The organism is Microbacterium sp. CGR1 (genome assembly GCF_051062835.1).
GTDB lineage: Bacteria > Actinomycetota > Actinomycetes > Actinomycetales > Microbacteriaceae > Microbacterium.
The window spans coordinates 392,594-413,348 of sequence record NZ_JAOTPG010000002.1 but is presented as its reverse complement, the minus strand read 5'-3'; the positions used below and the strand labels follow the sequence as shown (position 1 = coordinate 413,348).

The 20,755-nt window shown below is 68.1% G+C and carries 21 protein-coding genes; 8 read left to right on the top strand and 13 right to left on the bottom strand.

Features of this window, described 5'->3' with window-relative positions:
- Window positions 1-5: 5 nt before the first annotated feature.
- From treZ to OD997_RS16905, 4 genes are read right to left on the bottom strand one after another with little or no spacing between them, the layout of a single operon-like run.
- On the bottom strand, window positions 6-1,763 hold the full coding sequence (gene treZ, locus OD997_RS16920) for a malto-oligosyltrehalose trehalohydrolase (protein WP_434332723.1): 1,758 nt from the start codon (window positions 1,761-1,763) through the stop codon (window positions 6-8).
- Entirely contained in the window at window positions 1,760-4,108 is a 2,349-nt protein-coding gene (treY, locus tag OD997_RS16915) for a malto-oligosyltrehalose synthase (RefSeq protein ID WP_434332722.1), read from the bottom strand. The genes treZ and treY overlap by 4 nt, the downstream gene beginning before the upstream one ends.
- Entirely contained in the window at window positions 4,105-6,315 is a 2,211-nt protein-coding gene (gene glgX / locus OD997_RS16910) for a glycogen debranching protein GlgX (RefSeq protein ID WP_434332721.1), read from the bottom strand. Before glgX ends, treY begins: the two co-directional genes overlap by 4 nt.
- Entirely contained in the window at window positions 6,312-6,596 is a 285-nt protein-coding gene (locus OD997_RS16905; RefSeq protein WP_259160348.1) for a hypothetical protein, read from the bottom strand. Before OD997_RS16905 ends, glgX begins: the two co-directional genes overlap by 4 nt.
- 128 nt (window positions 6,597-6,724) lie before the next feature.
- On the opposite strand from OD997_RS16905, the gene OD997_RS16900 reads away from it, so the two are divergent.
- Both OD997_RS16900 and thrC read left to right on the top strand, forming a co-directional pair.
- On the top strand, window positions 6,725-7,219 hold the full coding sequence (locus tag OD997_RS16900; RefSeq protein ID WP_434332720.1) for a methylated-DNA--[protein]-cysteine S-methyltransferase: 495 nt from the start codon (window positions 6,725-6,727) through the stop codon (window positions 7,217-7,219).
- Between the two features lie 86 nt (window positions 7,220-7,305).
- Window positions 7,306-8,709, top strand: coding sequence for a threonine synthase (gene thrC / locus OD997_RS16895; RefSeq protein ID WP_434332719.1), 1,404 nt, complete (start codon window positions 7,306-7,308; stop codon window positions 8,707-8,709).
- A gap of 105 nt (window positions 8,710-8,814) precedes the next feature.
- Here the strand turns inward: thrC and OD997_RS16890 are convergent, their stop codons facing one another.
- The 4 genes from OD997_RS16890 to OD997_RS16875 all read right to left on the bottom strand — a co-directional run bounded on the left by OD997_RS16890 (window position 8,815) and on the right by OD997_RS16875 (window position 11,101).
- Window positions 8,815-9,225, bottom strand: coding sequence for a VOC family protein (locus tag OD997_RS16890; protein WP_434332718.1), 411 nt, complete (start codon window positions 9,223-9,225; stop codon window positions 8,815-8,817).
- Between the two features lie 98 nt (window positions 9,226-9,323).
- The gene (locus OD997_RS16885) at window positions 9,324-9,590 is read right to left on the bottom strand and encodes a thioredoxin domain-containing protein (protein WP_434332717.1); all 267 of its coding nucleotides are present in this window, start codon (window positions 9,588-9,590) and stop codon (window positions 9,324-9,326) included.
- A gap of 63 nt (window positions 9,591-9,653) precedes the next feature.
- Window positions 9,654-10,052 (bottom strand): hypothetical protein, encoded by a 399-nt coding sequence (locus OD997_RS16880; protein WP_434332716.1) that lies wholly within the window; start codon window positions 10,050-10,052, stop codon window positions 9,654-9,656.
- 38 nt (window positions 10,053-10,090) lie between these two features.
- Entirely contained in the window at window positions 10,091-11,101 is a 1,011-nt protein-coding gene (locus OD997_RS16875; RefSeq protein ID WP_434332715.1) for an FUSC family protein, read from the bottom strand.
- 56 nt (window positions 11,102-11,157) lie between these two features.
- Here OD997_RS16875 and OD997_RS16870 point away from each other — a divergent pair, with 56 nt between their 5' ends.
- Window positions 11,158-12,501 (top strand): M20/M25/M40 family metallo-hydrolase, encoded by a 1,344-nt coding sequence (locus tag OD997_RS16870; RefSeq protein WP_434332714.1) that lies wholly within the window; start codon window positions 11,158-11,160, stop codon window positions 12,499-12,501.
- 58 nt (window positions 12,502-12,559) lie between these two features.
- Window positions 12,560-14,014 carry an MFS transporter gene (locus tag OD997_RS16865; RefSeq protein WP_434332713.1) on the top strand — a complete coding sequence of 485 codons (1,455 nt, stop codon included), beginning with the start codon at window positions 12,560-12,562 and terminating at the stop codon, window positions 14,012-14,014.
- Window positions 14,015-14,016: 2 nt separating this feature from the next.
- On the opposite strand, the gene OD997_RS16860 is transcribed toward OD997_RS16865, so the two are convergent.
- The 3 genes from OD997_RS16860 to OD997_RS16850 form a co-directional block, all read right to left on the bottom strand.
- Window positions 14,017-14,295 carry a hypothetical protein gene (locus OD997_RS16860; RefSeq protein ID WP_434332947.1) on the bottom strand — a complete coding sequence of 93 codons (279 nt, stop codon included), beginning with the start codon at window positions 14,293-14,295 and terminating at the stop codon, window positions 14,017-14,019.
- A 135-nt stretch (window positions 14,296-14,430) separates the two neighbouring features.
- Window positions 14,431-14,835 (bottom strand): VOC family protein, encoded by a 405-nt coding sequence (locus tag OD997_RS16855; RefSeq protein ID WP_434332712.1) that lies wholly within the window; start codon window positions 14,833-14,835, stop codon window positions 14,431-14,433.
- Window positions 14,836-14,876: 41 nt separating this feature from the next.
- A complete protein-coding gene (locus OD997_RS16850) occupies window positions 14,877-15,644 on the bottom strand; it encodes a siderophore-interacting protein (protein WP_434332711.1) in 768 nt (255 codons plus the stop codon).
- Between the two features lie 103 nt (window positions 15,645-15,747).
- Here OD997_RS16850 and OD997_RS16845 point away from each other — a divergent pair, with 103 nt between their 5' ends.
- Genes OD997_RS16845 through OD997_RS16830 form a run of 4 tightly spaced genes read left to right on the top strand, consistent with a single transcriptional unit; the run spans window position 15,748 to window position 19,551 of the window.
- Window positions 15,748-16,740 (top strand): siderophore ABC transporter substrate-binding protein, encoded by a 993-nt coding sequence (locus tag OD997_RS16845; RefSeq protein WP_434332710.1) that lies wholly within the window; start codon window positions 15,748-15,750, stop codon window positions 16,738-16,740.
- 54 nt (window positions 16,741-16,794) lie between these two features.
- Complete coding sequence (locus tag OD997_RS16840; protein WP_434332709.1) at window positions 16,795-17,781, top strand: iron chelate uptake ABC transporter family permease subunit; 987 nt, start codon at window positions 16,795-16,797, stop codon at window positions 17,779-17,781.
- Window positions 17,774-18,799: an iron chelate uptake ABC transporter family permease subunit gene (locus OD997_RS16835; RefSeq protein ID WP_434332708.1), complete on the top strand. Its 1,026-nt coding sequence runs from the start codon at window positions 17,774-17,776 to the stop codon at window positions 18,797-18,799. Before OD997_RS16840 ends, OD997_RS16835 begins: the two co-directional genes overlap by 8 nt.
- The gene (locus OD997_RS16830; protein WP_434332707.1) at window positions 18,796-19,551 is read left to right on the top strand and encodes an iron ABC transporter ATP-binding protein; all 756 of its coding nucleotides are present in this window, start codon (window positions 18,796-18,798) and stop codon (window positions 19,549-19,551) included. The genes OD997_RS16835 and OD997_RS16830 overlap by 4 nt, the downstream gene beginning before the upstream one ends.
- A 6-nt stretch (window positions 19,552-19,557) precedes the next feature.
- Here OD997_RS16830 and OD997_RS16825 read toward each other — a convergent pair whose 3' ends face one another.
- A complete protein-coding gene (locus OD997_RS16825) occupies window positions 19,558-19,755 on the bottom strand; it encodes a hypothetical protein (protein WP_056309485.1) in 198 nt (65 codons plus the stop codon).
- Window positions 19,756-19,793: 38 nt separating this feature from the next.
- A complete protein-coding gene (locus OD997_RS16820) occupies window positions 19,794-20,753 on the bottom strand; it encodes a DNA-3-methyladenine glycosylase family protein (RefSeq protein WP_434332706.1) in 960 nt (319 codons plus the stop codon).
- Window positions 20,754-20,755: the final 2 nt, after the last annotated feature.

Below are 20,755 nucleotides of genomic sequence, written 5' to 3'. Positions count from 1 at the left end.
GCCGATCAGTCGGCCGGACCGACGATCACGGCCGACTCCGGGAGGACGAAGATCGTCCGGGCCATGATCCGGCCGGGCGCGGTCTCCAGCAGCACCCTGGCATCCGGTTCCAGATCGAACTCGACCTCGTCTGCGGTGAGGTTGACGAGCACCGAGAGGTGTCCGCGGTCGATACGGTACGCACGGGCATCCGGAGCCGCATCGCGATGCGAGACGGTGACGATCGTGTGCGCCATGTCGGGATCAGTGAGCTCGGCGCGCTCCTGCCGCAGTGAGATCAGCCGGCGGTACAGGTCGAGCAGCTCGGCGTGCGGCTCGTCGCCGAGCTCGGTCCAGTCGAGGTGCGAGCGCTCGAACGTCGCCGGATCCTGTGGATCGGGCACGAGCGCCGGGTCCCAGCCCATGCGCGCGAACTCGGCGATGCGTCCCTCGGCGGTGGCTCTGGCCAGCTCCCGCTCCTTGTGCGACGTGAAGAACTGCCAGGGCGTCGATGCGGCCCATTCCTCGCCCATGAACAGCATGGGCGTTCCCGGGGCGGTCAGGGTGAGCACAGCGGCGACGGCCAGGCGCCCGGGCGACAGTGAGGCTGCGAGGCGGTCGCCCGCGGCGCGGTTGCCGATCTGGTCGTGGTCCTGTGCGAAAGTGACGAGGCGCCAGGCGGGCACGTCCGCGGGCAGGGGAGCACCGTGCGGGCGTCCGCGGAACGACGAGTACGTACCGTCGTGGAAGAAGCCGCCCTGCGACACTTTGGCCACGGCGTCCGGTGCGGCGAAGTCCGCGTAGTAGCCGTCGGTCTCACCGGTGAGGGCCACATGGACCGCGTGATGCCAGTCGTCCGACCACTGCGCTGTGAGTCCGTACCCGCCGGTATCGCGGGGCAGGATGAGCGTCGGGTCGTTCAGATCGGACTCCGCGATCAGGCTGAGCGGTCGCTCGAGCTGGGCGGAGAGCGCGTCGACGCGTTCAGAGAGCTCCTGCAGGATGTGCGGAGTGCGCTCGTCGTGGAGCGCGTGCACCGCGTCGAGTCGCAGTCCGTCGACGTGGAAGTCGCGTAGCCACATCAGGGCGTTCTCGATGATGTACTCGCGCACCGCAGGCTCGTCGATGTTCACCGATTCACCCCAGGAGGTGTGCTCGCCGTCGCGCAGGTAGGGTCCGAACTCGGGCAGGTAGTTGCCGCTCGGGCCCAGGTGGTTGTAGACCACGTCCTGGATCACCGCGAGGCCGCGGGCGTGTGCGGCATCCACGAGGCGCTGATATCCGGCAGGGCCGCCGTAGGCCTCGTGCACGGCGTACCAGAGGACTCCGTCATAGCCCCAGTTCCAGGTGCCGCTGAACGCGTTGACCGGGAGCAGCTCGATGTGCGTGATCCCGAGCCCGACGAGGTGGTCGAGGCGCCCGATCAGCGCGTCGAGCGTGCCTTCGGCAGTGAACGTGCCCACGTGCAGCTCGTAGATGACTGCACCGGCGAGAGGCCGCCCCGTCCAGCTCGTGTCGGTCCACTCGAAACGCGAGGCGTCGAACAGAGCGGAGGGTCCGTGCACACCGCGCGGCTGTCGCCGAGACCGGGGGTCGGGTCGGAGCTCATCGCTCCCGTCGAGCAGGAAGCCGTAGCGCTCGCCCTCGGACATCGGGACGTCACTGCTCCACCAACCCGGTTCCGCCGAGGTCTTCGTCATGTCGTGCTCGGAGATCAGCACGCACGCGGGGGTCAGACGCCGCAGCCGCACGGTGTTCGCGCGCGGTGCCCAGACCGAGATCATCGCTCCTCCACGAGGAGCGCGACCGGATAGGTGTCGAGCAGCTCCGCCAGCAGGACCGGACCTCCGTCTACGCGTCGCCCCGTCAGCACGTCGACGGAGGCGAGGTCGGGGCGCATCAGCACGGTGTCTCCCCAGCCGCCTCGACGTTCGAGACCGACCGGCAGTCGAGTGGCCACCGCGAGCACACCGCCGCGATCGAAGGCGATCGCATGGTCGGCCGCCTCCCCTGCGATCGCACCGGGCCGGTAGCCGCGGAAGAGATCGGCGTGGTCGCGGCGCAGGCGCAGGGTCCTCGAGGTGATGAGCATCTTCGCGAGTCCGGAGTCGTCGATCGGAGGGAGGATGCCTCGGGCTGCGTCCTCGTCGAGGAGGCGCAGCAGCGCGGATCGCTCGGCGAAGTCGATCGGTCGACGGTTGTCGGGGTCGACCAGCGAGTGGTCCCACAGCTCGGTGCCCTGATAGACGTCGGGAACGCCGGGCGCCGCGAGCTGGAGCAGCTTCGCGGACAGCGAGTTGATGCGGCCGGGAGTGACGATCTCGTTCACGAAGCGCTCGACGATCTCGCGCGCCGGTCCGTTGGCGGCCTCAGCGATCGCCGTGACGCCCTTCTCGAACTCGGCGTCCGGGTGCTGCCATCCGGTCGCTTCGGCAGCTTCGCGAGCGGCCTTCAGGCCATAAGCGGTCAGTCGTTCGGTCGACACGGGCCACGCTCCCACGACCGCCTGCCAGAGCAGGGCGTCGAGAGGGCCGTGTCCGGTCGAGGCGACCGCGCGGAGTTCCGTCAGAGTCTCGGACCAGCGTTCCGGGACCTCGGCGAGCACCGACAGTCGAGCCCGGACGTCCTCGGAGCGCTTCGTGTCGTGCGTCGAGAGCGTGGTCATCGAGTGCGGCCACGAGGCGAGTCGCGAACGCTGGGCGTCATGGAACGCATCGACCGAGATCGAGCCGATCGAGGGGTCGCCACCGACCTCTGTCAGCGTGCCCAGCCGGGTGAAGCGGTAGAACGCGGTGTCCTCCACGCCCTTCGCCATCACCGCTCCGGTGACCTGCGGGAACCGCTCCGCCACCTCGAGCGTCGTGTCGAAGAGCAGCGGTGCGAGCTCGGCGATCGACTCGGCGAGATCGGGCCGTCGGCCGGCGGCGTCATCGATCGCGTGCTGCAGGTGTTCGCGCCCCGTCGGCAGATACGCCCGGTACACCGGGAAGCTCGCGATGATCTCGGTCAGAGCATCCTCCGCCCCGACGATGCCGAACGGCAGCGCGCGCACCAGTCGGCGGATCTCGGACTGCAGCAGCTCGTCCGCGACCTTCCGCTTGGTGGTGAGGATCAGGTCGTGCCACGACTGCGCGACCGGCAGACCGGTCTCGGTGCGCAACCGGACGTCGAGCGCATCGAGCTCGTCGACTCCCGACGGGTCGATCAGCACCCGATCGATCTCGACCAGAGCGTCGTAGCCGGTCGTGCCGTCGGTGCGCCACCAGGCGGGCAGTTCCTCGCCGGGCTCGAGGATCTTCTCGACCAGGGTGTAGGCGGCGCCGGTCACGTCGGCGAGATGCTCCAGATAGTCGCCGGGGTGCGCCAGTCCGTCCGGGTGGTCCACCCGCAGGCCGTCTGCGAGTCCGTCGGTGATCCACCGGGCGATCTCCCGGTGCGACTCCTCGAACACATCCGGAAGCTCGACGCGGATGCCCGCGAGCTCCGAGACGGCGAAGAAGCGGCGATAGTCGAGGTCGGTGTTCTGGTCCTCCCAGAACCGCAGCTCGTAGTTCTGGGCGTCGAGCAGTGCAGGAAGGTCTCCGGCCAGAGCACCCGTCCCCGGGGCCAGCGGCAGCACGTGATCGAAGTAGCTCAGCGTCCCGTCGGGGGCATCCTCCGCCGGGGTCGTGTCGATCACGATCTCTCCTGCGGCGAGGGCCTCGGCGGGCGTGGACCCCAGGATCGGCAGTCGCACCCGACCCTCTGACACCCTCTTGTCGACGTCGAAGGCCACCGCGTGCCGCGATGCGCGACCGAGCCGCAGCATGTCCCACCACCAGGGGTTGGCGCGGGGGAGCGCGACCCCGACATGGTTCGGGACGATGTCGACCAGGATGCCGAGGTCCGCCGTGCGTGCGGCGGCGGCGAAGCGCTCCAGGCCCTCGGGCCCGCCGCGGGCATCGTCGACCCGGGAGTGGTCGACGACGTCGTACCCGTGATCGGACCCGGGCACTGCCGCGAGCAGCGGCGACAGGTAGGCCCACGAGACGCCGAGGTCGGCCAGGTAGCCCGTGACCGCTGCGGCGTCGTCGAGCGTGAATCCAGCCCTGATCTGGAGTCGATAGGTCGAGAGAGGGCGACGGGTCATCGAGGCAGCTCCGGACTCGGTGCGGGCGAGGGCGTCTCGGCGCGCTCGGTCTGGATGCGCAAGGAGGCCTCGACGGAGTCATCCGTCGGCACCTCGGTCTGGTCGACCTCGCGCAGCACCAGCAGGGAGTGTGCTTCGAGCGTCACGGCCGCTCCCGCGTCGAGGGGTGTGCCACCCGCCCGGTCGGAAGCGGTGTCGATCGCCACCTCCCAAGCGCGTCCGTGCCGGTCGTCCGGAAGCACGGCATCGATCGCCTCCGCCCCGCTGTGGAAATAGATCAGGAAGTTCTGATCCGCGACCGGCCGGCCGCGGCGGTCCTTCTCCCGGATGCCTTGCCCGTTGAGGAACATGCCGATCGCGAGGCCGAAGCCCGAGTCCCAGTCCTCCGGTTCCATCCGACGTCCGTCGGGGCGGAGCCAGACCACGTCGGGCACGCGCTCGCCGTCTTCGGAGCGCACCGGGCGCCCGTCGAAGAAGCGGCTGCGCCGGAAGGTCGGATGCGCGCGGCGGAGCCTGGCGACGGCGGCGGTGAACTCGATCAGCGGTCTATCAGCAGCATCCCAGTCGACCCAGGTCAGCTCGTTGTCCTGCGCGTAGCCGTTGTTGTTGCCGTCCTGGGTGCGGCCGAGCTCATCGCCGTGCGCGATCATCGGCACACCCTGCGACAGCAGCAGTGTCGCCAGGAAGTTGCGCTGCTGCCTGGCACGGATGCGGTTCACCGCCTCGTCGTCGGTCGGGCCCTCCACTCCGTTGTTCTCGGAGCGGTTGTGCGATTCCCCGTCGTTGTTGTCCTCGCCGTTCGCGTCGTTGTGCTTCTCGTTGTACGAGACCAGGTCGCGCAGCGTGAAGCCGTCGTGTGCCGTGACGAAGTTGATGGATGCCACCGGGCGCCGGCCGGAGTGCTCGTAGAGGTCGGCGGAGCCCGTCAGTCGCGAGGCGAACTCGCCGAGAGCCTGGGGCTCTCCTCTCCAGAAGTCGCGCACGGTGTCGCGATACTTGCCGTTCCACTCGGTCCACTGCGGAGGGAAGTTGCCCACCTGGTATCCGCCGGGTCCGACGTCCCACGGCTCGGCGATGAGCTTCACCTGGGAGACGATCGGATCCTGCTGCACGAGCTCGAAGAACGCCGCGAGTCGATCGACGTCGTAGAACTCGCGTGCGAGGGTCGACGCGAGATCGAAGCGGAAGCCGTCGACGTGCATCTCGGTGACCCAGTAGCGCAGCGAGTCCATGATCAGCTGCAGTGCGTGCGGGTTGCCGGCGTTGAGGCTGTTCCCCGTGCCCGTGTAGTCGGTGTAGTAGCGGCGGTCTTCTTCGAGGCGGTAATAGGCCTCGTTGTCGATGCCTCGCATCGAGAGCATCGGGCCCATGTGGTTGCCCTCGGCGGTGTGGTTGTAGACCACGTCGAGGATGACCTCGATGCCCGCGGCGTGCAGAGCGCGCACCATCGCCTTGAATTCCTGCACCTGCTGACCGTGCTGTCCGGTGGCCGCATAGTCGTTGTGCGGAGCGAAGAACGCGAGGGTGTTGTAGCCCCAGTAGTTCGTCAGGCCCTTCTCCAGCAGGGTGGAGTCGTACACGAACTGGTGCACCGGCATCAGCTCGATCGCGGTGATCCCCAGATGCACGAGGTGCTCGATGACCGACGGATGCGCGATCGCCGCATAGGTGCCGCGCAGCTCCTCCGGAACGTCGGGGTGCAGCTCGGTGAGGCCCTTGACGTGCGCCTCGTAGATGACGGTCTGCGCGTACGGCGTCTTCGGAAGCCGGTCGCCGGCCCACTCGAAGAACGGGTTGATGACGACGCCCTTGACCATCGTGGCGGCCGAGTCCTCGTCGTTGCGCGAGTCGGGGTCGCCGAAGTCGTACCCGAAGAGGGGCTGGCCCCAGTCGATGCGCCCGGCCACCGACTTGGCATACGGGTCGAGGAGGAGCTTGTTCGGGTTGAACCGCTGACCCTGCGTGGGCTCGTACGGTCCGTGCACGCGGTACCCGTAGAGCTGGCCGGGCTGGACCGACGGCAGGTAGCCGTGCCACACGAACGCGTCGACCTCCTCGAGGAGCACGCGCTCTTCGGTGCCGTCGTCGTCGAAGAGGCACAGCTCGACCTTCTCGGCTCCTTCGCTGAACAGCGCGAAGTTCGTGCCCTGTCCGTCGAAGGTCGCCCCGAGGGGGTACGGCGAACCGGGCCAGACGTCGTGGCTCACAGAGCGCGCCGAGTCGCGACGGCGCGGTGCAGGACTGTCGTCACCGCGTCATGGAAGTCGTGCACCTGAGCCACCTCGTCAGCCTGCTGATACGGGTGCCCGACGTAGCAGACGAACACCGGATGCACGTGTTCGACGTAGCCGACGGGGCCTTCCTGGAGCACGACGTAGCGGTCGAGGTCGACGCGTTCGTACAGGGGCTCGACAGGCGCCTGCGCTTTCGCGGGAGCCTGGCCTTCTACGGGCTGGTGGTCATGCGCGGTATGGGTCTTCGCAGTCATGAGGGCTCCTGATTCTGTTGATGGGCTCCACGCTAAGAGGTGAGAACCGGAAGCGGAATACCATTGCCTCCGCACGTCACCTTGCGCTAGGTCTGAAGAGCTGTCCCGGTGCGCGGTACTCTCTCGCCATGCCCTCGTTCGGAACCGTGCTGTCTCCCATCGGCGAGATCGGCGTGGTCAGCGACGGGATGGCGATCCGGAGGGTCACCTGGCGGTCTGACCCGCCGCCGGAGACGGATGCCGAGCCGGACTCGCTGCTCGCAGAAGCGCTCGCGCAGCTGACCGCGTACTTCGACGGCGCGCTGCGGAATTTCGACCTGCCTGTCGATCTCGGCAGACAGACCGACACCACCCGCGCGGTGCTGATGGCGCTCTACGAGACGGTCGGTCACGGAGAGACGCTCACCTACGGCGGGCTCGCACGGCGCAGCGGCACCGAGGTTCCCGCGAGGGGTATCGGCGCGATCATGGGCGCCAATCCGGTGCCGATCATCGTGCCCTGTCATCGCGTCGTCGCCGGCGACGGGCTGGGAGGGTACTCCGGCGGTGCCCCCGGTCAGGGGCTCGTGACCAAGCGCTGGCTGCTCGAGCATGAGGGTGCGCTTCCCGCATCCCTGTTCTGACCGCGGGGCAGGGCAGTTCGCGAAATGACCTCCCGGCCACCTGCGACAATGGAAGTCCCGTGCCGATTCCGATCCGAGGAGCACCAGTGCAGTACATCTCCACCCGAGGCGGCATGCAGCCGCTGCCGTACTGCGAGACTCTGCTCGAGGGGCTCGCCCCCGACGGGGGCCTGGCCGTTCCCGAGACGATGCCCACGGTCGACGGCGAGACGCTCGAGCGCTGGCGCGCACTCACATACCCGCAGCTCGCGACGGAGGTGCTGGCGCTCTTCGCCACCGACATCCCCCGTGCGGATCTCGCGCGCATGACGGAGGCGGCGTACGAGCCGTTCCCCGAAGAGGTCGTGCCGCTGCGCTCGATCGGCGACGATCTCACGCTCGTGGGGCTCTCCGAGGGCCCGACTCTGGCGTTCAAGGACATGGCCATGCAGTTCCTCGGCCAGGTCGTCGAGTACGCGCTGGAGCGCAAGGGCTCTGTGCTGAACATCCTCGGTGCGACCTCCGGTGACACCGGCTCCGCCGCTGAGCACGCCCTCCGCGGCAAAGACCGCATCTCGGTCTTCATGCTCTCCCCGAAGGGCCGCATGAGCGCTTTCCAGCGGGCGCAGATGTTCTCGCTCGACGACGAGAACATCCACAACATCGTGGTCGACGGCGTCTTCGACGACTGCCAGAACCTCGTCAAGCATCTCGCGGGCGACCTGGACTTCAAGCGCGCCCAGCACCTCGGCGCCGTCAACTCCATCAACCTCGCCCGCATCACAGCCCAGGTCGTGTACTACTTCTGGGCGTGGCTGCGTGCGACGGATGCCGGTGGCTGGACCGAGGTCTCCTTCACGGTGCCGTCGGGCAACTTCGGCAACATCCTCTCGGGATTCTTCGCGAAGCAGATGGGTCTTCCGATCCGTCGCCTGGTGCTCGCCGCCAACGAGAACAACGTCCTCGATGAGTTCTTCCGCACCGGCGTCTACCGTCCGCGCAGCGCGGCGCAGACCCTGGCCACCTCGAGCCCGTCCATGGACATCTCGAAGGCGTCGAACCTCGAGCGCTTCATCTTCGAGCTGGTCGGCCGTGATGCCGCTCGCGTGGTGAGCGCGTGGCAGGAGCTCGACACGCAGGGGTACTTCGACTTCACCGCAGACCTCGAGCGCTTCGTCGAGGAATTCGGAATCGTCAGCGGAACCTCCACTCACGGCGACCGGCTCGCGACCATCAAGGCGGTGTACGACGCCTCGGGCGACATCATCGATCCGCACACTGCCGACGGCGTCAAGGTCGCTCGCGAGTACCTCGAGCCCGGCGTGCCGATGCTCGTGCTCGAGACCGCGAAGCCGCAGAAGTTCGCCGAGACGATCCGTGAGGCGATCGGCGTCGAACTCGAGTACTCCTCCGAGCTTCGTGCGATGCTCGATGCCCCGCAGAGCACGACCGAGATGGCGGATGACGAGCACGAGCTCCGCGCCTTCATCGAGGCCAAGGCGCTGCGCTGAGCCGACGCCGCGACAGCGAGTGCCGAGACCCCTTCTGCCGATCACGGCAGGAGGGGTCTCGCGCTCACCGGGTCAGGTTCCGGCCGACAGCGGGCCGAGCCCGGGTCATTCCGGGTCGCCGTGCAGCATCCACGGCACGCCGAAGCGATCGACGAGCATCCCGAAGGTGCCGCCCCACGGCGGGGTGTCGAGCGGCATCGTTATGACCGCGCCGTCGGCGAGTGCTTCCCAGACGGCCTGAGTGCGCTCCTGCGTGTTGCCGCTGAGCGACACCGAGAAGCCCTGCGGCGGCTCGAACGGGATTCCGTCCGGTGTGTCCGACGCCATCAGCACGAGCCCGTCGGGGGTCGTGAGCTGCGCGTGCATCACGAGATCCTTCTGGTCGGGGTTCTGGACCATGTCGGGGAACTCGCCGAACACGTTGATGTCGAGCTCACCGCCGAGCACGCTCTGATAGAACTCCATCGCCTGCCGAGCCTCGGTGCGGAAGGAGAGATACGGGTTGAGATTCGCCATGTGCTGCCCCCAGTCATGTGATCCGGAGTCGACGTCGGCCCCGGTGCACGCTCATTCTTCGCCGGGGGTCGGACATTCGCAAGAGCGTGCGTGACGGCTCAGGAGGGGAGCGCCTTCACCGCCGCTGTGAGCACCTGGGGCACTGTCGGCACACCCTCGGCGCGGAACACCTCGGTGCCGGACGCGTCGCGGATGATCACGGTCGGCGTGAAGCGGATGTCGAGCGCCTCGGCCGCGTCGGGCTCGTGCGCGACGTCGATCTCGGTGATCGTGGCATCCGGCAGGAATCGTGCGGCATCGGCCAGAACCGCGCGGGTGCGGGAGCAGGCTCCGCAGAACGCGGATGTGACGAGCGTCAGTTCCATCGGGCTCCCTCTCGGTCCTCCGGGTGCAACCGGCGGCGCGCTCGGGATGTTCCCCGCGCCGGGTCAGAAGTCGGTGCGCTTCACCAATCCGCGGTTCGTGCGGATGTGCTCGTAGTCCCACTGGATCAGACGCGATTCGGCGAGCCAGCCGGCGAGGGCTGTGGTGTCGACCTCGGCGACGTCGAGGTATCGGGCCTCCGCTGCCTGGAACGTCCCCGACGCGGCGAGACCGTCGCCGGCGAACGACTGCCCGCTCCAGAACATCAGGCGTACGGCATCCTTCAGGCGGTGGTAGCCGACGATCGGATTGCCGTCGAGGAACCAGACCGGATGCGCGTGCCACACCTTGCCCGAGGCCTCGGGGAGTCCCCGCTCGATCTCGCCGGCGAGAAGGTCGCAGATCTCCCTGTCCTCGGGGGCGAGAGCGCGGTGGTACTCGTCGATCTCGGGTGCATGAGTCATGGTGCGAGTATGCCCTGCGCGCGAACGGGCGTCGAGGGTCAGCTGCTCCTGGCGCCCGCGCGCGGATGGAGCAGTCCGGATGCGGCGCCGAGGGCCGCCCCGACGAGGGTGTCCACGATGCGCTCGACCGCGACGTCCATCGAACCGATGTCCCCGGTCGCCGCGCCGGTCAGCAGAAGCACCAGTGGAGTGATGAAGACGAGCGCCAGGGCATAGTGACGAACCACGACGAGCTCGATCGTGAACTGCAGTGCGCCCAGCAGCAGCGCCAGCCACAGGCCGGACGGATGCAGGAGTGCGAGCAACGCGTACACGCCGGCGCCGACGACGGTGCCGAGCATCCGGTGCAATCCGCGCTGCACAGCGGCACGACGCGCGGCGGCGACGCCGATCACGGCGACGGCCGATCCGACGATCCAGTACGTCCGCGTCGGGTCGATCACCAGGCCCAGCAGCACACCGATGACCGAGACGATCGCGACCCGAAGAAGCAGCATGCGCGAGTCCGCGGTGAACGTAGGGCCGGGCAGCAGCTCGCGCAGCGGCCGCGCGGCGAGCGTGCGGGAGCGCGGGAGGAGCAGGGGAGCCATCGCGACGAGGTACGAGAACGCGCAACCCGCCGCGAGTGCTGCGATGTAGACGAGCGGTGCGATCGGCGAACTGGCGACGACGTGGGCGGAGAGCCCGAACACCAGCACGAAGAACAGGGGCCCTGGAGGGCCGAGACGGAAACCGAACGCCAGAGCCGCGCTGACGATCGCGACGACGACGACCCCGATGCTCACGAGCCAGGCATTCGCCGAGACGGCGACGCCGAGGGCCGCGCTGACGATCAGGCCCGCGGCGACGAACGGCAGGATCCTCGCCCGGTCGATGACCGGCGCGGTACCGGCGAACAGGACGGTGAAGGCTCCGGATGCCGCGATGTAGCCGAGCGACGGCTGGCCCAGCAGAGTCATGACGGCGATCGGCACAGCGATCCCGAGCGCGGCCTGCGTCGCCAGGTGCCAGCGCGGACCGCGCTTGGGTGCGAGGGCGAACAGGCTCATCCCTCAATTGTCTCGCGCCCCGAGGGCTTACGGAGACAGGGAGGCCCGGCGATACGATGGCCGACGTGACCGAACCTCGTCCCGGAATCGCCGAGCGCCTCGCGCAGATGATCCAGTTGCCGACCGTGTCGGCCGAGCTCGAGGAGCGCGGATCCGGGCCGTTCGAGGACTTCGTCACGCTGATCGCCGAGCTCTATCCACTCGTCCACGAGACGTTGACGCTCGAGCGGCACACCGACTTCGGGCTGCTCTTCCACTGGGCGGGCATCGGCCCTGTCGCCGAGGAGCCGGTCGTGCTCATGGCGCACTACGACGTGGTGCCGGTCGATGAGAGCGACGCCTGGACGCATCCGCCGTTCGCCGGTGTCATCTCAGACGGCATCGTCTACGGACGCGGAGCCCTCGACGACAAGGGTCCCCTGATCGTCCTGCTCGAAGCGGTCGAGAATCTGCTCGCCGACGGTTTCGTGCCCGCTCGCGACGTCTACCTCTCGTTCGGCGGGAACGAGGAGACCTATGGCCACGCGGCGGAGGAGATCGCACGCGTGCTCCGTGAGCGCGGCATCGTCCCGTGGCTGGTCGTCGATGAGGGAGGCGCTGTCGTCGACGCTCCGCTGCCGTTCGTCCCCGGCCGGGCGGCCATGATCGGCGTGGGGGAGAAGGGCGTCATGACGCTCACGCTCTCGGCGCGCGGCGAGGGCGGTCACGCGTCGGCGCCCCCGTCGCTCACGGCGGTGCGTCGAGTGGCGAGGGCCGTCGACCGCCTCGGCCCCACCACGTTCCGTCCCCGGCCATCGAAGGCCATCGGACGGATGCTGTCCCAGCTCGGCTCTCAGACGCCCGGACCCGCTCGGCATCTTCTCCGTCTGCTCGGATCCACGCCATTCCTCACCGGCCAGCTCTTCGCGGCGCTCGGCGGTGAGCCGGCCGCCCTCGTGCGCACGACGGTGGCGCCCACGATGCAGTCGGGCGGGACGGCAGCGAACGTCCTGCCCTCTCAGGCCTCCGCGACCGTGAATCTGCGGATCGCGTTGGGGGAGACGACGCAGCAGGCCGTGCTCCGGGTGCGTCGGCGCATCCGCGATCCTCTCGTGGTGGTCAAGGTCGAGGAGGCGAGCGAGCCATCGCCCGAGTCCGCGACCGACAACGCCCAGTTCGCCCTGCTGGCCGACGCGCTCGCCGTGTCGCACCCTGGCGTTCCGGCCGTGCCGTACGTGATGATGGCGGCGACGGATTCGCGCCATTTCCACCGGTTCGCGCCCGCGGTCTATCGCTTCGCCCCGCTCGACATGTCGAACGCGCAGCGGGCGTCGATCCATGGCGTGGACGAGAACGTCGAGATCGCAGCCCTCGAGCGGGGGGAGCGGTTCCATCGCGCTCTCATCGAGCGGCTAGTGTGATCTCACCCTTCTCCGGGCGCCTGAACGCTCGGATCAGCCTTTTTCTCGAGGAGCCGCGATGACGCGCAGTCGGACTCTGGGCACCCTGGCGACAGTCGTCGGGTTCCTGGCCTTCGTCGAATTCACCAGCGGTGTCCTGCAGGGCTACTACACGCCCATGCTCACCGACATCGCGCGCCACCTCGGCATCCACGACGCCGATGTCAACTGGCTCGAGGGCACGCAGCTCATGCTCTCGGCGCTCGTCGTGCCGGCCTTCGCGAAGCTCGGCGACATGGTCGGCCACAAGCGGATGCTGTTGATCTCGACCGCGCTGACCGCGGCGGCAGCTCTCGTCCTGCCCTTCACGGACTCCTTCCCTGTCTTCCTCATCGGCTGGACTCTGATGGGTTTCTACGTCGTCTGGCTGCCGCTCGAGATCGCCCTGATCTGGTCGCGCTCCCGTCGCATGGAGGGTCGCTCGTCGATCACGGCGAAGGCCGCGGGGCTTCTGGTCGCTGCGCTCGAAGGTGGCGCGATCATCGGTGCGCTCGTCGGCGGCGCGCTCATCGACGTGCTGCCTCTGACGGTCGTGCTCCTGATCCCCGCCGTCCTGATCGTCGTCTGCTTCTTCGTGATCCTGTTCGGGGTGAAGGAGTCGCCAGACCCGACGGGCGGCGTCTTCGACACGGTCGGCGTCGTGCTGATCTCGATGGCGCTCATCTGCTTCACCGGCGGACTCAGCCTGCTGCGTCTCGAGGGCGGACTGGTGAACCCGTGGTCGTGGGCAGTCGTGGTGCTCGGCATCCTGCTCGTGATCCCTTTCGTGCTCTGGGAGCTCCGCTGCGACGACCCGCTCATCGACGTGCGCATGTTCCGTTCGCCGGCGCTCGGCCCGGTGTTCCTGACCGCCGGGCTGTTCGGCGTGAGCGTCCTGGGCGCGCAGGCGCCGCTGTCGACGTTCGCTCGCACCGACCCTGGCGTGTACGGCTACGGACTCGGAACCACAGGCTTCGCCACCTCGTTGATCATCGGCCTGTACCTGATCGCGATGATCGCCGGTGCCCTTCTGTTCCCCGTGATCGCTCGTCTGCTCACCCCGCGGATCACGCTGATGGGCGCATCCCTGCTCGTGGGTGTCGGATTCCTGCTGTTCCTCCCCTTCCACGACTCGTACGTGCAGGTCGTCACGAACATGGTCGTCGTCGGACTCGGATCCGGGGCGCTCGTCGCTGCCCTTCCGGCCGCCGCGGCGTCCGCTGCTCCCGCCACACAGACGGGGGTCGCGACAGGACTGACGAACTCGGTCAAGACCGTGGGTGGGGCGATCGCCTCGTGCGTCTTCGGCATCGCGCTCCTGAACGGCGTGAGCGGTGCGGTCGAGGGCACGGCCGGATCGTTCGCCGGGTACATCACCGTCTGGGTGGTCTGCGGTGTCACCGCGCTCGTCGCGGCCGCGATCCTCGTGTTCGTCCCGAAAGAGGCCTTCACCGACCGGACGGATGCCGAGGCGGTAACTGCCCCGGTGGCCTGACGTCAGTCGCGGTCGAGGCCGAACGAGCGCTTGACCACGGCCTGCATGTCGCGATCGAGCCCGTCGATGCGGGTGTTCACGGTGTCGAAGCGGGCATTCATCTCGCCGCGGAGGCCGCCGATCTGCGCATTCATCTCGCCGCGAAGGCCGCCGATCTCCCCGCGGAGTCCGCCGATCTCGGCGCGGACGACGCGGATGAACAGGGTCGATACGACCGTCAGCATCCCGAGCATGAGCGCAGTGAAAGAGCCGATCATCGTCCAGATCTGAGCGTCGTTCATGAGGTGCACCGTGTCATCCTCGCATCGTTCCAGACGGCGTATCGGAATCGACGCCGCTGTATACCGTCATCTCATGGCATGGGGAGGATCCGCGGTATGCGCGCGATGTGCAGAAGACGTCCGGCAGACGGACGGTCAGGACGAGCGAGGCGGGTTATGCATGAACTCGACCCGGATGCCGCTGGCGTCTTCGACGAACGAGGCGTAGTAGTTATCGCTGAAGCGCTCGAAGATCCGGGGCTCGCGCACCACGCTCCACCCCGCGGCGACGGCGACGGCGTGCAGGCGGTCGACCTCGTCGCGGGAGTCGACCGCGAACGCGAGATGCTGCCATCCGACGCGTCCGTGCACGTGCGGGTCGCCTGCCTCGTCGCGCGGGGCGAAGATGATGATCTCGGTCTCGTCGCCGTGGTGCCAGGAGATCCCGCCCTCGGCTTCGCTCCCGAACTCGTACCCGAGCGCCGTCAGCACGGGGTGGAACTGCGCCCGCCCCTGCTTCAGGTCGGCGACGGTGATGCCCAGGTGATCGACAAGTGCCATGCGCCCAGTCTCGCAGGCCGGCCTCCTGCGCCTCAGAGGACTCAGTGCGGCGCGTGATACTCGGCTTCGCCGCGCTTCCAGTAACCCTTCACCACGGCGCGCGCCTGGTCGATGCCCCACCGGTCCAGCAGGGCCCGGCCCGGCTTGACGATCGACTGCTCTGCGGCGATGAACACGAACGGGTCGTCGCCGATCGAATCCTCTGCAGTCAGTCCGTCGAGGAACGCGATGAGAGCGGAGCCCGAGGGTGCGTCGCCCCGATGCAGCCACTCGACGTCGACAGGCGCGTCGATGTCGATCTCGCGACCGGCCGAGACCGTCTCGATCACGATCCGTGCGTTGAGGTCCCTGGGGATGAGCGCCGCGAAGCGCCGGATCGCGGGGATCGCGGTCTCGTCTCCGACCAGAAGCCAGGAGCCGGGCTCACCCGTGAGCACCGCCGATCCGCGGGGCCCACCGACGCCGATCGATGACCCGAGGGGAGCGGTCGCGGCCCAGGGGGCCGCGATGCCCGCGTCGCCGTGCACAGCGAACTCGACGTCGAGCCAGTCCGACCCCCAGGCGAGGGGCGTGTACTCGCGACTCGGCGCCGCCCGCATCTCCTCGATCGAGGTCACAGGTCCCGTGGGGAAGAACAGGCGCATGTGGTCATCGGATCCGGGGGAGTCGAACCCCTCGAGATCACCACCGGTGAGGCGCACGCGGACGAAGTCGGGGGCAATCCATTCCCTGGCGCTCAGAGTCACCGTGCGGAACCGCAGGTCGAGGCCGCGACGCTCGATCGAGAAGCCGGATTTCGTATCGCTCATAAAGTAAGGCTAACCTATCTTTCAGATCGGAGTTAGGTATGCCTAAGTCGATCGTCCTGCGCCACTCGTGCGTCTTTCCACACCGCAGAACAGGAGTCTCTCCATGTCCATGCCCAGAATCCTCACCGCCACGAGCGTCGGCCTCGTCGGCCTCCTCGCCCTCTCCGGGTGCGCATCCGGCGGCGAATCCGAACCGGAGGAGACAGAGGCGGCAGCCGCATCCGTCACGATCGAGGACAACACGGGCACGCACGAGATCGCGACTCCTCCGGTGTCAGTCGTCGCCCTCGACAACCGCACCTTCCAGACGCTGTCGGACTGGGGAGTCGAGCTCTCCGCCGGCGCCGTCTCTCTCATGCCCGACACGGTGTCGTACCTGAAGGACGATGCGATCGTCGACATCGGCCTGCACAGCGAGCCCGACCTCGAGGCCATCGTCACCGTCGAGCCGGATCTGATCATCAGCGGCCAGCGATTCACGCAGCACAACGAGGCGATCGCGGAGCTCGTTCCCGACGCCACGATCGTCGATCTGGAACCGCGCGAGGGCGAGCCCTTCGACGAGGAGCTCAAGCGGCAGGTCACCGTGCTCGGTGAGATCTTCGGCAAGGAGGACGAGGCGCAGGCCCTCGTCGACGACTTCGACGCCGCGGTCGAGCGCGCCACGGCCGCCTACGACGACTCCGACACCGTCATGGCGGTCAACACCTCGGGCGGCGAGATCGGATACCTCGCACCGACCGTCGGCCGCTCGCTCGGCCCGATCTACGACATCCTCGGCCTCACGCCTGCTCTCGAGGTCGATGACGCCAGCGACGACCACCAGGGCGACGACATCTCGGTCGAGGCGATCGCCTCGTCGAACCCCGACTGGATGCTCGTGCTCGACCGTGACGCCGTGTTCGCGGCCGAGACGCCCGACTACGTGCAGGCATCGGAGATCCTCGAGAACTCCGAGGCACTCGCCTCCGTCACCGCCGTCGCGGACGACCAGATCGTCTACATGCCCACCGACACCTACCTGAACGAGGGCATCCAGACGTACACGACGTTCCTCAACGACCTCGCCGACGCGCTCGAGGCGGCACAGAAGTAGCAGCTGCATGGCGGCATCCGCTCCACGGCGCATGCCGCCATCCGGCGTTCCATCATGACCCGCACCGCTTCTCCCACGCCGTCCCGCACCGTCGGGCGGCTGTTCGACGTGAGACTCCTCGTCGGCGTCCTCGTCGTCGTCACCCTTCTCGTCGTGTCCCTCTTCACGGGCGTGTACGACATCGCCGGAGCCGCGGACGGCGCCGAGATGTTCCAGATCACGCGTGTTCCGCGCACGATCGCTCTCGTCCTCGCCGGTGCCGCGATGGCCATGGCAGGCCTCGTGATGCAGCTGCTGACCCAGAACCGCTTCGTCGAGCCCACCACCACCGGCACCACCGAGTGGGCGGGCCTCGGGCTGCTGACCGTGATGGTGCTCGTCCCGAACCCGTCGATCCCGGTGCGGATGATCGGTGCGATCGTCGCGGCCTTCATCGGCACCATGGTGTTCTTCGCCTTCCTCCGCCGGGTCTCGCTCAGGTCGTCGCTCATCGTGCCGATCGTCGGGATCATGCTGGGCGCCGTCGTCGGAGCGGTCTCCACCTACTTCGCGCTGGCGACGGACTCCCTGCAGGCGATCGGGGTCTGGTTCGCGGGGAGCTTCACCTCGGTGCTGAGGGGCCAGTACGAGATGCTGTGGATCGTCGCGGTCGTCGGAGTGGTGGTCTTCCTCGTGGCCGACCGTCTGACGATCGCCGGGCTGGGCGAGGAGATCGCCACGAACGTCGGTGTGAACTACAACCGGGTGATCCTCCTCGGAACCGTGCTCATCGCGATCACGACCGGCGTCGTCACGGTCGTCGTGGGCAACCTGCCGTTCCTGGGGCTCATCGTCCCCAACATCGTCTCGATGGTCCGCGGCGACGACCTGCGCAGCAACCTCCCGTGGGTCTGCCTGCTCGGCATCGCGATCGTCACGGTCTGCGACATCATCGGGCGCACGATCATCATGCCCTTCGAGGTGCCGGTGTCGCTGATCCTCGGAATCGTCGGCGCGATCGTCTTCATCCTGCTCCTGCTGAGGCAGCGCCGTCGTGGCTAGCGCGATCGCGGCGCCCGCCCGCACCTCCGGATCCTTCACGACGCCCCGTGCTCGGCGCCGCTACGTCATCGTGCTCGGCATCCTCATCGTCCTCTCCGCGGTCTTCGCCTTCGCGCTGCTGGCGTGGGAGAACCCCATGCCCGTCGGCTCTCCCGGCTTCTGGCGCATCGCGAAGCTCCGGACGACGAACGTGATCGTGATGGCGGTGGTCGCCGTGGCGCAGGCCATCGCGACCGTGAGCTTCCAGACCGTCACGAACAACCGCATCATCACCCCGTCGATCATGGGGTTCGAGTCGCTCTACCGGGTCGTCCAGACCACCACCGTGTACCTGTTCGGTGTCGCCGGTCTCGTCGCGATCCAGGGCGTATGGCAGTTCGGCCTGCAGGTCGTCATCATGGTCGGGCTCGCCATGGCGCTGTACGGCTGGTTGCTGTCCGGGCGCTACGGCAACCTGCAGATCATGCTGCTCATCGGCATCATCATCGGCGGTGGACTCGGCGCGATCTCGACCTTCATGCAGCGCCTGCTCACACCCAGCGAGTTCGACGTGCTGGCGGCGCGGCTGTTCGGCAACGTCTCCAATGCCGACGCGTCATACCTTCCGCTCGCGATTCCGCTGTGCGTCGCGGCGTCCGCGCTGCTGTGGCTGAGGTCGCGCAAGCTGAACCTTCTGGCGCTGGGCCCCGACGTATCCCGGTCCCTCGGCCTCGACCACAAGCGCGAGCTCTACATCGTGCTCTTCCTGGTAGCCGTCCTGATGGCGACATCGACGGCGCTCGTCGGGCCCATGACGTTCCTCGGGTTCCTGGTCGCGACCCTCTCCTACCAGTTCGCCGACACGCACGACCACCGGCTCATCTTCCCCGTAGCCGTGCTCACCGCCTTCACGATCCTCGCCGGGGCGTACTTCGTCATGAAGAACGTCTTCTACGCGCAGGGCATGGTGTCGATCCTGATCGAACTGGTCGGCGGCACGGTCTTCCTCATCGTCATCCTCAGAAAGGGCCGACTGTGATCACACTCGACGGCGTGCGCCGCGACTACAGCAGCGAGGTCGCGATCGGCCCTGTGGATCTCGAGATCCCCGCCGGCGGCATCACCGCACTGATCGGTCCGAACGGCGCGGGCAAGTCGACGCTGCTCACCATGATCGGCCGTCTCGGCGGGATGGATGCCGGTGCCATCGAGATCGCGGGATACGACGTCGCGACGACGAAGTCCAAGGATCTGGCCAAGATCGTCTCGGTGCTCCGCCAGGAGAACCACTTCGTCACGCGTCTGACGGTTCGTCAGCTGGTGGGCTTCGGGCGGTTCCCGCACTCCCAGGGCAGGCTGAACCGCGCAGACGAGGAGATCATCAGCAGGGCGATCGACTTCCTCGACCTCGGGGAGCTTGAGGGCCGTTACCTGGACGAGCTCTCGGGCGGTCAGCGGCAGCGTGCGTACGTCGCGATGGTGCTCGCACAGGACACCGAGTTCGTCCTGCTCGACGAGCCCCTCAACAATCTCGACATGAAGCACGCGGTGCAGATGATGAAGCATCTGCGGCGAGCGTCGGAGGAGCTCGGGCGGACGATCGTCATCGTGCTGCACGACATCAACTTCGCCGGGCACTACGCCGATCACATCTGCGCCATGAAGGACGGCACCGTGGTCGAATTCGGGTCGCCGGCCGAGATCATGACCGGCGAGGTGCTGACTCGGGTGTTCGACACCGACGTGCAGGTCGTCGAGGGGCCCTCCGGCCCGCTGGCCGTCTACTACTGAGGTCGCTCAGAGCTCGATGCCGTGGTCCTCGTCGTTGACGCCTTCGTTGCGGCCTCTGCGGGATTCGTATCCGATGAACCAGCCGAGCCAGACGATGGCGGCCAGGAGGATGCCGAGCCAGACGTTCTGGAAGATCAGGCCGATCACGACGCCGAGGATGAGGAGCCCGGCGGTGACGGAGAAGCGGAGCGCGGTGCGGGACATGGGCTCAGCCTAGAGGCGATCCCCGTCCGACGCGCGGGTCAGCGCCCGCGATGGTCTTCGGGCGAGAGGCGGGGCCCGCGGCGGGGTTCGCTCACCCGGCTCGCGAAGATGAGCCGGATCACCCGTTGCCGGTGCCCGGCCCACGGCTCGAGGAGCTCGAGCATCCCGTCGTCGTCGGTGCGATGGCCCGTGAGCGCGTAGCCGACCTCGTGGGCGAGGTGGTAGTCGCCGACGCTCACAGCATCGGGGTCGCCGAGCGCGCGGATACGAGTCTCGGCCGATGTCCACAGGCCCACCCCGGGGAAGCTCGTCAGCACACGGTCGCGATCGTCGCCGGTGGACGCGGCCAGGAGGGCGCGGGAGATGCTGTCGGCCCGTTCGGCCACTCGCACGATCGTCTTCGACTGCGGTGGCTGCACGGCGACGCGATGCCAGTCCCAGGAGGGTATGCGGCGCCACTCCGCCGCAGTGGGCGCGGTGTACATCGGTCTCGGCGTCGGCCCCGGCGCGCGCTCGCCGAACTTCGTGACGAGCAGACGCCAGGCGCGGAACGCCTCGAGTCCGGTGACCTTCTGCTCGATGATCGCGCAGGCGAGAGCATCGAAGACGACACCTGTGCGGGCGAGGCGCAATCCGCGCGTGCGGCGGGCCACCTCGGCGATGAACGGATGAGGGGACGGGTCGAAACCTGAGGGGTCATCCTCGGCGCCGCAGAGGGACGGCACGCTGTCGAGCGCGTGCTCTGCTCCGGCGCCCCACGCGGTCGCCCTGATCTCGTCGCCGTGCACTCGGAGGGCGAGTGTCGCGGGCCCCAGCGGTGTGCGCAGCGTGCGCCAGATGACGGGGCCGTCGTGAACCATGGTCGGGTCGCCGGGACCACGGCGAAGCATCCCCACCGTAGCGCGCAGATCGACTGGCGCGGCTGGGCGGTACACGGTCGTCCGCGGTGGGCTCTGCGGTGCTGCGTCAGCAGCTCCGGCATCCGCGGTCAGGGTCATGC